The following is a 13,042-nucleotide window of genomic DNA, read 5'->3' on the forward strand; positions in this document are numbered from 1 at the left end:
TGTAATACGCTGTAATAAAGCCCGCCGATTAATTAAAGTATTCGGGGTGTTCTTGTGGAATTACTTCTAAAATATTGTAAACATCTTTTAAATGAACACTCATGGCTGCTGAGGCCTTCTCTGAGGAACCTGCTTTAATCGCTTTGATAATCGCTGAATGTTGGCTGAGTATGCGTTTAAATTGCCCCGCGACATGCAAACTGAGGTTACGCACACGGTCCATATGGGCTTTTTCTGCCTCTACAAATGATGCGACACGATTGTATTGGGTGAATTTTGCGAGGGCTTGATGAAAGTCATCATCGAGATTTTGAAAAACCAATACATCATCGTTATCAGCGGCAACTTTTTGCTCTACGAGAATTTTTTCACAGTTGGCGACTATTTCCTCGCGCAATTCGCTGCTGATATTTGCAGCTAAGTGACTTACTACGGCGACTTCTAAGGCTTCGCGAATGAAGCGAGCTTCGAGTATTTTCTCAATACTGAATTTGGAAACATAGGTGCCGCGTTGGGGTAGTACCTCAACAAAACCTATGCCCGACAATTGGATTAAGGCTTCGCGTACTGGTGTGCGACTCACACCGAATTGTTGCGCCAGGGCGGTTTCTGAGATCATTTGGCCTGGTAGTAATTCCATGCTCACAATAGCATCGCGAATAAAGCTAAAAATTTGGCTTGCCGCAGGGCGGTCGTAGGATAGTCCTTTCGATTCTGGGCGCATGATAAGTTGGGGCTGTTTGGCCACTATGTGGTCTCTCCTGTGCAAGGTGTGATCTGTTATCGCTTTAGGTTTAGCGCTTACAGTGGGCGGTAATCGAGTCCGCCATAGGTGCAGCTTTAGGGCGGGGTGATCTTGTCTCAAGTATGCAGATATATCAAGCGAGGGGTAGCTCTATTGTTTGTTATTTGCTCAATGTGAGTGAATTCATCGTAAATAATAGAAGGCTAAAGTCAGCACTTCCAATTCTTAGTAAAACCAAGGCCGTGCCCCTAGAGTTTAGTGGCCGTTTTTTTTGCTAATTTGGTTCGGCTTGAGAGGATGACCGCAGGGTGAAAAGTCTTATTGATGTACTAGTATGCAAGTGGTAGTATTTACAGGGTCTGGCTTGCTGATTGCTCTATTGCTAGTAGGGTAATTAACATTAGCAAGCTATATACCCTGTTGTTTGACCTTTTGTGGCGGAGCAATCCGCCATTTTTTTGTCTGCACTTTTCTTCTGCTTGTTCTTCGTTTACCTTTTTACCTCTGGTTTCTTTTCCTTCTTTCTTTCCTTTTTGGCTGTTTCTTTCATTTACTTGTTTTATTGCACAAAGTGCCAGTTTTACTGGCACACGCCATAAATATTTATTCTCTGCATGCGTGCATTAAAAAAGGCGAGCCAAAAATGAATGTGGCTCGCCTTTTTATGTATTTCATACTTTCAGTGTTCAGCCGAAAGCAGTTGTTGTTTGATTAGACACTCTGCGCCTGATTAAAGCGTTGCAGCAGTTGTGCATAGGCGTCAGGTTTAACGCCGCCAACGGCCATCCACTCGTTAAGTAACTGTGCTTCGCTGTCTTGGCGTTGCCCAAAAGACTCTTGCATTTGTTGGACTTGGTAGGCCATGCGCAGTGACTTGTCTTCCGTGGGCGTTTCTCGACCTGCAGCAATTTCGGCGCGAATGGCGAGCAAATGCAAGGTTTGAGTATTTTGCTCTTGGGTAGCGGCATCGAGAGTGGGAGCCAGTGCAATACGTTGTTGTAATACCGATGCGAAGCCGCTAGGTAGACGTGGTATTTGCTCTATATGTTTATCGAGTTCTGTTTTGAGACTATCGATCTGTGCTGCATCGCTTTTAGTAATAATGGCATTTTCGTAGCGGATTATCATTTCGGCGGCACTGTATAAATCTTTCCAGCTCTGCGCTTCAGCCTTGTGGCGTTCAGCATTAATTTGAGTGCTGATTTTATTCAGGGCATCGTGCAGTTTTGCGGTAAGTGGCTTGACGTGATCGCGCGGCAACTCCAACGCGTAAAATTCGCTTTTAATTATTTCAATATCAGCTTTTGCCGCAGTGAGGGCGACTAAATCCTGCATCGCCAAGGTGTCCAAGCGCTCCAGTAATACCTCGGCTTGTTGCTGCTGAGCTTGGCGCTCCTCGTTGGCGGTGCTCATCTCCTGTTCGCGACGCGCGAAAACGGCATCACAGTGTTGACGGAAGTCATTCCAAAGCTGTTGGTCGTCTTTGTAGCGGCATTTGCCAATGGTTTTCCATTGCGCTTGCAAATTTTTCACAGTATCAATTGCTGCGCGCAGATCACTATTGTCTTGCAACTGCTGCGCCTGCTCGATCAGTGTTTGTTTGGCTTGTTTGTTGGTTTCATATTCGCTGCTAATTTTGCCGAATAATTGTTCCATCAAGTTTTCAAATTCTTTTTGTAAATCGTTGCCCGCTTTGCGTGGTACAGGCCAATAGCCTTGCCACTCTTGGCGCGCGACTTTTAAGGTTTTTTCAACATCTTTCCAAACTGCGTTTTGCCAGTCGTAAGCACTGAGATAGGTCTGCAGCTGCCCTACCATTTCTTGGCGTTTAGCGAGGTTGGCGTCGCGCACAGCAGCTTGGGCATCAAAAAATTCTTTGCAGGGCGCGTAGGCAGCTTTGGATGCTTCTTGAAATTGATTCCAAAGTTCGTCGTCTTGCTGCTGGCCGCCCTTGCTGACTTCTTTCCAGTTGTCTTGCAGTTCGTGAATTTTGGTGGCGAGGTGCTCAGGGTTGGTATCGCTGCCGATCAGTTCTTGCATTTGCGTAACAAGCGCTTCTTTTTTGGGTGTTACCGCGAACTCGTGCCAGTCGCCCAGCTTGAGTAGCTGCTGTTCAAAGTCTTCGAACTTAGCTTCCATGGCTTTGGGAAGCTCTGATAATTGTTGACGCTTTTCGGCGAGTTCTTTTTGGATGCCGCGCGCTTTGCGTACAAAGCCCTGCTCAGCTGCCCAAAGGCCTTTGCGCGTGAGTTCGCTGAATTCACGCAGTGAATTTTTAGCCGATTGTTCTAATTCGCGGCGCTCTTGATTCCAGCGTGCGAGAGTAGCTTTGGCCTGCTCGATAATATCTGGTAAATCATCGCCAAAATCTTTCGCTTGTTTGAGTAATTGATTGAGTTTGTGTTGCAGTTGCTGACTTAGCTCAGCATCTTTTACATCTTGCAGTTGAGTCATGAGTTGCTGCACGCTGCCCGATGTTTTTACTTGATCGAGCAAGTTAAGCGCCTGCTGTTTACGCAGTTCAAATTCTTTGTTGATGGCATCCATCGGCAGGTTGCGATTTGCCGCTAAGCGCATGGCTTGCGTTAGTTCTTGCAAACGCTGCTGATAATTAACGGCAAGCAAATCGTCAATGTGGCTGGCAGTATAAATTTCTTTAGCGAGTACTTTTACATCCGCGAGCGCCGCTTGGGCAAAATTCATTGCCTGTTTATCCAGTTCAAGTTTTTCCTCTTCTTGAGCGATTACATCTGCTTGTGCTTGAATTTTTGCTTCGCAGGCGTGCAGGGCAGTTTGATAGCGCGCTTGTAAGGTGCTCGAAACTTGAGCCGCTAAAATTTCCCACTCTTGCGCTAATATGCCGAGCTTGGCTTTGAAGAGTGCATCGGCTTCTTGATGAATATGTTTTTCCATTTTAATGCAGAGTGCTTCGGCGCTCACTTCTAGTGCGGCTAGTTGTGCATCTTGGGCTTTGAATCCATCAAGTTTGGCTTTTACCAGCTTGTACACATTTTTGTCTTTGCTTTGCGCTGTTTTAGCCAGCTGTTCTAGTTGTGTGCGCGCACTAATTTGTGCCGCCGCCGCTTGGCGAATTTGCGTGGTAGTCGCTTCGCTTGCAAGCTGCAAGAGTAATTCGGTATCGGTTATGCCTGTGAGCGCCGCTTGACTGGTGCTGGCGGAGTAGCTGATGACCGTCATTAATTCTATTGGTTGGGGAATATCGCGTGCGACGGTATTTAGCGTGATGGTTTCGTCATCCAGCAGCTTGCAAATGCGTTTGCGCGCCGCTACTTGAATGCGCGCACTTTGCGTGCCGCTGCTGCTAGCAAGGCCTAGCAGCTCGCTGCCATAGGCGAGCTTGGCAATTGCCGCTTCGCGCAAATTATCGTCTGCGCTGCCGAGTGCGACTTCCGCTAACTGAGCGGCAGATTGTGCGCCCAGAGCGTGAATTTGCTCGTCAATTGTGGCGATTTTCGGGGGTGTTTTTTGAAAGAGGCGTTTGAGTAGTTTCATAGAGTTCAGGTATTTATTGGGATCAGTTGAGGGTCGTGATCAGTTATTAGAAGTCGCCAGTCAGTGGCGACAGTGAAACATCAGTGAATATTAAAAATGGGTAAATCTAAAAAATAGGCGAGCGTATAAAACAGAGAAAGTGAACATTTTCAGCGTAAACCTAACTTGCGCGCCATTGGCTTGCACGCGCCTACCAACAGTAGAGCAATCGCCGCGCCGAGGAACTCGCGCGCCGCTTCAATATAGGGTTTATCCGGATTCATGGCCTGCATTAAGGGTTCTTGAGCACTGTGGTGTAAATACGCTAGTGCCTCGGGTGCGGCTATCCCCAGTTGCACCGCGCAGAGTACTAAGCTTACCCAGAACAAACCGGACGAAAAACGTCCGAATACTAACAACAGTGGCACCAGTGCACAAATACTATAAAAGCCTACCCAGATAATGGGGTCGGGGTCATTCAACTGCAAGGCGGCAAAGCCGAACAGTGTGAGCGACAACAGGCCCGCAGAGGTGCGTATCAACCAATTCATGGCCGGCCCTTCGCCTAGTGCATTTGCTGCAAGAGCACTTGCAGTGGGTGCGGCAGTTTTACATTATCAATTCGCTTGGTTTGGCTGCGGCAGGAGTAGCCCGTGGCCGTTAGCTTATTGGCGTTGGCTGGATTGTTTACGACCTTGGTCCAAGAGAGCGCATAGATTTTTTTGGAAGTCTCCACATTTTGCGCTTCGTGACCATAGGTACCCGCCATGCCACAGCAGCCGGTTTCGATGATCGTTAGTTTTTGCCCTAGCGCGCTGTAAAGGGTTTGCCAATCTTTAATGGAACCCGCGGCGTTGGTTTTTTCGGTGCAGTGTGCCAGCAGTGAAAATTCGCTGGCTTTAAGCTGCGCGGCTTTTTCTTGATAGACGTCGGTATGCTGCGCCAACCACTCTTGCACTAATAATACTTTGGGTGCGTTATCGCCCAATACTTTTTTGTATTCGGCACGATAGGCGAGGGTCATGGCCGGTTCAATACCGACCAGTGGAATCCCTGAAGAGGCTAGACCATTTAACTGAGTCGCATTGGCGTCGGCAGCCTTGGCAAAGGCCGTTAAAAACCCGTGTACTTGTAGCGGTTTGCCATTGGGTTTAAAGGGTGCGAGCAAGGGGGTGAAACCTAACTTTTGCAGCAAACGCAAGCTGTCGATAACCAAGGGCGTTTCAAAGTAACTGGTGAAGGCGTCCTGTACTAGGATAACCGCTTTGGCTTTTTGCTCGGGGCTGAGCTGGGCGATATTTTCAAGTGTCGCGTAATGTACGCCAAGTTTTTCACAGGCTTTATGCAGGCTTATGCCCGTGAGCAAGGGGCTGTCGACCATGCCCACAAAGCGCGCCATAAATTTTTGCATAAACTGCGGCTTCATCATGGCGTTGTAGGCCCATGGCATTTTGGCGAGGGTGGGAATCATAAACTCCAAGCCGCCGATAAAATAATCTTTGAGTGGACGCAGGTAGCGGCTGTAGTAGAGCTGTAAAAATTTGGCGCGAAACTCGGGCACATCCACTTTAATGGGGCATTGGCCTACACAGGATTTACAGGCGAGGCAGCCCTGCATAGATTCATTTACTTCGTGTGAGAAGTCGTAGTCACCGCGATTTTTACCGATAGTGTTGACAATGCGCGCAGGCAAGTTGAACAGGAAGCTGGTGTGTTTGAGCTTTTTGCTTTCATCGACCGCATTAACACCGCGCTCGCTCATTTGCTTGAGCCATTCGCGCATGAGCGACGCGCGACCTTTGGGTGAATGTTTGCGCTCGCGCGTGCCTTTCCAGCTGGGGCACATAGCATCGTTAGGGTTCCAGCTGTAGCAGAGACCATTGCCGTTACAGTGCATACCTTCGCTGTAGCCTTCCCATACTTGCACGGGAATTTTGCGATCTTCCTGGCCGCGGGTTACTACGCCATCGATTTTGAGCAGTTCAATATCAGCGGCGGGCGTAGCAATTTTGCCCGGGTTTAGTTGATTGCGCGGATCAAAAACGGCTTTGATGCGCTGAATTTGCGGATAGAGTTCGCCAAAAAAAGCAGGCGAATATTCCGAGCGCACGCCCTTGCCGTGTTCGCCCCAGAGTAAGCCGTTGTATTTTTGGGTTAGGGCGACCACCTTATCGGTAATAACGCGCACCATTTTTTCTTGTTCTGGGTCTTTCATATTGAGCGCAGGGCGCACGTGTAAAACGCCTGCATCCACATGACCGAACATGCCGTAGGTGAGTTTGTGGTCATCCAATACTTGACGGAACTCGGCGATAAAATCGGCGAGGTTTTCGGGCGGTACAGCGGTGTCTTCTACGAACGGCACAGGGCGAATTTCACCTTCGACATTGCCGAGTAGACCGACGGCTTTTTTGCGCATGCCCCAAATTTTGTTCACGGCATCGCTGCCCCAGGCAATGGAGTAGCTAATGCGGCCTGTGCCCGCATTTTGCGCAGCTTGGTCCAATAGATCGGTGAGTTTTTTGACATCGGCTTTTAGTTCGTCTTCGCTATCAGCGGTGTATTCAACCAAGTTGATGCCTTGAATTTTTTCGCCGCTGGCAGGCGCGGGGAAAAACGCTGCCACGCTGTGCCAGACGATATCGTTCATCGCCAAATTTAAGACTTTTGAATCGACAGTTTCAATTGAGGTGGGTTCAGCAGTCATTAATTGCGTTGCATCGCGCAGCGCTACATTAAAATCGCGGTAGTTAACATTGATCAACGCGGCGCATTTGGGAATGGGCAGCAAGTTAATTTTGGCTTCGGTAATAAAACCTAGCGTGCCTTCACTGCCACACAAAATATTGTTGAGATTGAAACGGCCTTGTTCATCGCGGATATGCGCCAAGTCATAGCCCGTAAGGCAGCGATTGAGCTTGGGAAATTTTTGTTCAATAAGCTGGTGATGTTCGCGTTGAATCGCATCGATCACACGGTGCGCTTCGCCCACTTTATCTTCGCGTAGCCATAATGCTTCCAATTCACTTTCGCTGATGGGCGCAGAGGTCCATTCAGTGCCGTCGAGCAGCACCGTGGTTAATTCCAGAACATGATCGCGGGTTTTGCCGTAACGGCAGGAACCTTGGCCTGATGCGTCGGTGTTGATCATGCCGCCAATGGTGGCGCGGTTACTGGTGGAAAGCTCCGGTGCGAAGAATAATCCGTGGGGTTTGATTGCCGCATTGAGCTGATCTTTCACCACACCGCACTGCACGCGCACCCAGCGCTCTTCGACGTTGATCTCCAGAATTTGATTCATGTACTTAGAGGTGTCTACCACTAAACCATCGGTAAGCGATTGGCCGTTAGTGCCGGTACCGCCGCCGCGGGGGCTGAGCACTATGCTCTGAAATTGTGGCTGCTGGCTGAGCTGGGCGATTTTCACTAGATCTGCTGTATCGCGCGGGTAAAGCACCCCTTGCGGCAATACCTGATATATCGAGTTATCGGTCGCCAGTACTGTGCGATTGGCGTAGTCGGGATTGAGGTCGCCGCTAAAGTTCTGGGCGCGCAAGGCGTCGATGAAGTTTAGATACAGGGCTTGGACTGGGGAGGTTTGGTCGATACGTGGAATCATGGCGCTCTGAAATTCAGTAGAAAAATGTGGGCGCATTGTACTCCCTTGCGTGGCTAAAGTCCTTAGCAACAGGTCGGTTCAGGATGGGTCGCTTGGTTGAGTTTTACGCTAGCGCACAGTGGTGGGATCAGTACTAAATAGGTGCGCGTCAGGTACTTGCAGGGTGTCGGCATCAGTATCAGAAAGTAGGGTGGAGGTTTGTTTCAAAGCATGCTGGGAATCAATTTCAGGTGCTGATGTTACTGACGTACTCACTTTAGTGTGGGCCTTTCTGGTGTCGTTGACACGCTTGTATACAAGTAATAGCATCTCGCTCGATTGCTGCTTGTATACAAGTGCGCAAGTTGATTTCGACGGAGTCATCTCTTGTGGATACTCCGGTTGAGCAGGTTGTAGAGCTAGGTGCGGCAGCGAGTGTTAGGAGTGGCTGTCGTGGTTTAGCGGCTATTGGGTATTTAGCGAGGACCTGCTTTTCGCATACGATAAAACCATAGGAATTGAAAATGCTAAAAACACACACTCTCCCTTTGTTCAAAATCAGTCTGCTTAGTTTGGCCATTGCCGCGTCAATGGTGCAGGCTCAAGAGGCGGCGACATCTAAGCCGGAGCTAGAAGAAGTAACGGTTACCGGTTATCGCGCTACCTTGCAAAGTGCTATGGAAGCTAAGCGAGATTCCCAAGGCTTTGCAGATTCAGTATATGCCGACGACATAGGCAAGATGCCCAGCCAAAACTTGGCTGAGTCACTTAATCGTATTCCAGGGGTAAAAATTGCCCGTGAAGTGACGGGCGAGGGCTTGCAGATTTCTGTGCGTGGTTTGGGCTCATCTTTTACCAAGGTTAATTTGAACGGCAATAATATTTCCGTAGCATCTGATGGTGCTTTGGATGCAGGTGGTCGTGGCCGCGAAGTGGATTTGGGTATGTTTCCTACCGAGCTATTTTCAAAGCTTTCTGTTTCTAAATCTGCAGATGCTGCACAAATGGAAGGTGGTGTTTCTGGATAGGTCGATATGCGTACCGCGCGCGCTTTTGATACACCCGGCGAGCAAATAAAGTTTTCGCTAAAAGGATCCTATGCTGAAATCAATGAAGAGCTGAGTCCTAAGGGTTCATTTATTTACAGTAATACGTGGAATGATCGTTTTGGTCTGTTAGTGGGCGTGACTACCAGCCAAATGAAATCCCGAGTCGATGGCTATGAAACTATTGGCTACACCGACGGCTGCCTGGTTAACGCGCCCACTGATGCTAATGGCCTGAGCTGCCAAACCGGCATGGTAGGGCGCAATCAATTCCACTGGAATCCGGTCGCTTCAGCTGATTATGCGGCTACTCACCCTGGGGTAGCAGTGGGTGATACCTTGGACTTGCTCGCTACTTCGGGTGCTACCGCTACCCAGCTTGATCATGGCCTTATGCCCTACCTAGGTCGCGGTGCCAAGGTTGAAGGTGACCGCAATGCGACTACCGAATTAGTCTCTTTTGAATTCCGCCCCAATGATGATATGGGCTTTGTATTGGATGTGATGGCGACGCAAGCCACACGCGACTTTAACCGTATCGACAATATGCTCTGGGTGCGTCGTGCCAACAATAAAAGCGATGGCTTGATTCCCGAGAATGTTGTGGTGGATGAGAATGAAGTGGTGCGTTCGGCGACGCTGTACAACTCGCAGTTTTGGGTTGAAGCGCGTGACTACACAGAAGATGTGGATTTCCTCAGTGTGATGCCAAGTTTTTCTTGGCAAATAGCTGATGGTGTGCAAATGAATATTTCAGCTAGCCATACCGAGTCCGATTTTCGTCGGGTAATGCCTACTTGGCTTTACACCACACCTAAGGGCGTGACGCAATACACCTTGGGTTCCGATAATGTGGGTAACTTCAGTTTTAGTGTCCCCGGCTCTACGTTTGATCTGAATGGCACCAGTGGCTGGAACTGGGGTGGCGGTGGCTCTGGTCCAATTCGCTTCAATATAGATGCACGCGATACCGAAACCAATGGGCTGCATGCGGATTTCGCCTTGGGTGAAGAAGCTGATCGCAATGGTATTAAGTTTGGCCTGTCGTACGACGATGCAGCGCGCAATATGCAAGCTTATGGTAACGGTAATGCCCAAGCGGCAACGCTGGCTGGTGCGCCTGATATCAACGACTTCCTCAAGCCAATGACGACTGATTTTAGTCACACTATGGACGGTGCTGGTATTGGTTACGCCGGTTGGGCACAGTTGGATTACGATGCTATTAAAGCTACCTATGACTACGACGCGTTAGTCAAGGGCGCAACTCGTGGCGGTGATGCGTTTGGGCAAACCGTAGGTGATATTGATGAAACCTACACGGCTGCTTATTTAATGGTGAACAGTGAATCGCAAGTGTTAAATCGTGATTTGCGCACTAATCTTGGCCTCCGCTTTGTTAACACCGAGCAATATGTGGCGAGCCTCAACACCTCAACGCAAATTGTGCAGAGCACTACCACTGAGTATCAAGAGTGGCTGCCATCGTTCAGTGCTGTTTATGATCTGAATGACAGCATCAAACTGCGCGCTGCAGCGTCGCGTTCCATGACGCGGCCCAATCCTGCGGATATGTTTCCCAATGCCTCTTGGAGCAGTTCTGGTATAGACACGGCGCGTGCGGGTAACCCCGGTCTTGACCCTTATTTCTCTGAGAACGTAGACATAGGCGGTGAGTGGTATTTTAGCGATATGGGTTATGTTGGCCTGACACTGTTCCAGAAAAATGTCAGCGGGTTTACCTATACAGATAATCAAACGGTAAAGTTTGCTGATCTCAACGCAATCTATGGTTTGGATACCAGCAGCCTAGGCGAAGCACAGCAGACCTCTCTCAACCAATGTGGCGGCCCGAGTGTGTGTAATGTCACTGTGTCCACGCGCTTGAATGTGAAAGGTAATACCGACTTGCTCGGCGGTGAAATAACCTGGGTGCAACCGCTTGATTTTATTGTGGAAGGCTTAGGTTTTGATACCAGTGCCACCCATATTGAGCAGAACTCCAGTAACCCTTTAGCGGAGGTGACTGGCCTGTCGGACTGGGCTTATAACATGACCGGCTTTTACGAAAATGAAGCGCTGTCGATTCGCATGACCTACTATCACCAAGATATGGCCAAGGCCAGTGGTTTCCTTGATAACAATTACGACGGTGATCCTCTGCCAGCGCGCTTCCGCTATGCATTGGCGCGCTCACAGGTAGATCTCTCTGCCAGCTATACCTTGCCCTATACCTTGGGCGATGATGGCAGCTTGGTAGTAACCTTTGATGCTTACAACCTTACCAATGAACCTGTTGGCTCTTGGTATGGTTATGAAGGTGTACCTGAGTCTTACTACAATCCCGGTGTAACCTATACCTTTGGTGTTAGCGGTAAGTTTTAAGTATTAATCGCACGTTTAGTTGTTAAAAAATCTTTGCCGTTTTTTATTGGCCCCGAAATTTAATCGGGGCTTTTTTTTGCGGGTAGTTTTTAGATTGAAACAACAGGGCGAGCCTGCGGCTTACTGACAGCGGTGCCTAGGTTTTTTTAATGTTGCAGAGGTTGTCTATGGGCAGCTTGCGTTGAGGGGGCGTTTAACTAATGAGAGTGAGGATCAAATCGCCCTCTTAAACGAGAGCGATATGGGAATATCTAAGGCCTAAAGCACTGACAGGCTTGCAGAGTCACCTTGTAGCTTGCTGCGACGACTGACACGCGTGGTGAACTCGGTCTCTTCGTTAAGATGCATGCTGCCAGTATTGGCAGTCGCCAAGCGAAACGCTTTTTGTTTTTGATGCCAGGCGAGAATCTTGTGATAGTTGCGAATATTCTTCACAAACTTCACTGGTTCCCAACCCCGTGCATAGCCATGTTTTGCTTGGCTGTAATATTGTTGTTTAGCTAAGAGCGGCATGTGTTTGGCAACATGGCTCCACTTATTCGGGTCGCCGCCCATACGCTGGGTGAGTACGCGTGCGTCTTCTAAGTGTCCTAAGCCCTGATTGTAGGCAGCCAGCGCCATGCTAATACGATCTTCACCTTCGATGCTCTTGGGTAAGCGGTCGAGTACGCGGCGAAAGTATTTGGCACCGCCGTAAATACTTTGTGCAGGGTCTTCGCGGTCACTGACACCCATGGCACGTGCAGTGCGCTGGGTTAGCATCATCAAACCGCGCACACCGGTATAAGATTTGGCGTTCGCTTTCCAGTGTGATTCTTGGTAGCTAATAGCTGCCAGTAGCTGCCAGTCGAGATTAAACTTTTCGGCATTTTTTTTCATTTCATCTGCCCATTGCGGCAGGCGTTTTTCCAATCTATAGGCAAATACCATGGCTTCGCCAGTGGTCACTTCTTCTATATGTTGGTTGAAGAATTTATCCGTCACCTTGGCCAGTGAACCGTCTTGTTTAATACGTGCAAAGTACTTTTGTGCGGCTTTAAATAGACTTTGATCGCGCGTTGATTGAAAGGCCCAGGCCAATGGTTGCGGATCACTGAGATCAAAAGCGAGTTTGGCACGCGGATAGGAGTAGCGATTGAGTTCATAGGCATTGGAATCTAGCACGACATAATCAGCCTTGCCTTTATGAATCATATCGAGCAGATCAATCATTTCAGCATTGGCCACTTGGCGCCAGTTTAAATCGGGAAATTCAGCTTGCAGTTCGCGTAGGCGCTCGGCGTGGGCAGAGTCGGCCACTACCAGCACTTCTTTACCTGCTAAATCCTGAATGCTGGTAGGTGCAGGCACGCGGCTGCTGTAAATCAATTGCTGGGTTACCTGCATGTAAGCACTGCTAAAACGCAGACGCTGCTGACGGCTTTCAATCGCCGTCAAGCCTGCTGCCGCAAGGTCATATTGGCCGCGGCTCACGGAATCTAAGAGTTGGCCAAGGTTGGGCTCATCGACCATCGTCAAAGTTACGCCCAAAGAGTCGGCAAAGCCTTTGGCGAGATTGTACTCAAAGCCTGTGAGGCCATTGGCACCTTCGTAGAACGTTGTGGGGCCATTGCTCGACAGTACGCGCAATTCGCCTGAGGTAAGCACCTGCTCAAGTTGACTTGGGGGTGCGCTGCGAACCAAGAGTGCGCAGTGGGTAATAATAAGTAAGCCTAAACACAGGCTGGTAAAAAAGGACTTAATCACTAACACAAAAGGTTTGCGAATATCCATAAG

General features: G+C 49.0%; 9 protein-coding genes. 2 read left to right on the top strand and 7 right to left on the bottom strand.

All coding sequences use genetic code 11. The annotated features are described in order from the left end of the window. Window positions 1-28 precede the first annotated feature (28 nt). From AC0KUT_RS06620 to AC0KUT_RS06645, 6 genes are all read right to left on the bottom strand, one after another. Window positions 29-748, bottom strand: a complete 720-nt coding sequence (locus tag AC0KUT_RS06620) for a GntR family transcriptional regulator (RefSeq protein ID WP_488834522.1) — start codon at window positions 746-748, stop codon at window positions 29-31. A 347-nt stretch (window positions 749-1,095) separates the two neighbouring features. Next, window positions 1,096-1,335 (bottom strand): hypothetical protein, encoded by a 240-nt coding sequence (locus AC0KUT_RS06625; protein ID WP_488834523.1) that lies wholly within the window; start codon window positions 1,333-1,335, stop codon window positions 1,096-1,098. 121 nt (window positions 1,336-1,456) lie between these two features. Then, window positions 1,457-4,258: a DUF349 domain-containing protein gene (locus AC0KUT_RS06630; RefSeq protein ID WP_488834524.1), complete on the bottom strand. Its 2,802-nt coding sequence runs from the start codon at window positions 4,256-4,258 to the stop codon at window positions 1,457-1,459. Between the two features lie 149 nt (window positions 4,259-4,407). Beyond that, window positions 4,408-4,788, bottom strand: coding sequence for a transmembrane 220 family protein (locus tag AC0KUT_RS06635; protein WP_488834525.1), 381 nt, complete (start codon window positions 4,786-4,788; stop codon window positions 4,408-4,410). 14 nt (window positions 4,789-4,802) lie between these two features. Beyond that, on the bottom strand, window positions 4,803-7,856 hold the full coding sequence (ydiJ, locus tag AC0KUT_RS06640) for a D-2-hydroxyglutarate dehydrogenase YdiJ (RefSeq protein ID WP_488835660.1): 3,054 nt from the start codon (window positions 7,854-7,856) through the stop codon (window positions 4,803-4,805). A gap of 108 nt (window positions 7,857-7,964) precedes the next feature. Continuing rightward, entirely contained in the window at window positions 7,965-8,111 is a 147-nt protein-coding gene (locus AC0KUT_RS06645; RefSeq protein ID WP_488834526.1) for a hypothetical protein, read from the bottom strand. Between the two features lie 248 nt (window positions 8,112-8,359). Here AC0KUT_RS06645 and AC0KUT_RS06650 point away from each other — a divergent pair, with 248 nt between their 5' ends. Then, window positions 8,360-8,863 (top strand): TonB-dependent receptor plug domain-containing protein, encoded by a 504-nt coding sequence (locus AC0KUT_RS06650; RefSeq protein WP_488834527.1) that lies wholly within the window; start codon window positions 8,360-8,362, stop codon window positions 8,861-8,863. 6 nt (window positions 8,864-8,869) lie between these two features. Next, complete coding sequence (locus tag AC0KUT_RS06655) at window positions 8,870-11,266, top strand: TonB-dependent receptor (RefSeq protein WP_488834528.1); 2,397 nt, start codon at window positions 8,870-8,872, stop codon at window positions 11,264-11,266. Between the two features lie 258 nt (window positions 11,267-11,524). On the opposite strand, the gene mltF is transcribed toward AC0KUT_RS06655, so the two are convergent. After that, window positions 11,525-13,039 carry a membrane-bound lytic murein transglycosylase MltF gene (gene mltF / locus AC0KUT_RS06660; RefSeq protein WP_488834529.1) on the bottom strand — a complete coding sequence of 505 codons (1,515 nt, stop codon included), beginning with the start codon at window positions 13,037-13,039 and terminating at the stop codon, window positions 11,525-11,527. Window positions 13,040-13,042 lie beyond the last annotated feature (3 nt).

Source organism: Cellvibrio sp. 25HG11W-0 (assembly GCF_057815475.1).

What these genes read in the sequence shown, in the direction of transcription:
- AC0KUT_RS06630 (WP_488834524.1), bottom strand. Translation starts at nt 4,258, where the DNA reads ATGAAACTACTCAAACGCCTCTTTCAAAAAACACCCCCGAAAATCGCC.
- AC0KUT_RS06635 (WP_488834525.1), bottom strand. Translation starts at nt 4,788, where the DNA reads ATGAATTGGTTGATACGCACCTCTGCGGGCCTGTTGTCGCTCACACTG.
- ydiJ (WP_488835660.1), bottom strand. Translation starts at nt 7,856, where the DNA reads ATGATTCCACGTATCGACCAAACCTCCCCAGTCCAAGCCCTGTATCTA.
- AC0KUT_RS06650 (WP_488834527.1), top strand. Translation starts at nt 8,360, where the DNA reads ATGCTAAAAACACACACTCTCCCTTTGTTCAAAATCAGTCTGCTTAGT.
- AC0KUT_RS06655 (WP_488834528.1), top strand. Translation starts at nt 8,870, where the DNA reads ATGCGTACCGCGCGCGCTTTTGATACACCCGGCGAGCAAATAAAGTTT.
- mltF (WP_488834529.1), bottom strand. Translation starts at nt 13,039, where the DNA reads ATGGATATTCGCAAACCTTTTGTGTTAGTGATTAAGTCCTTTTTTACC.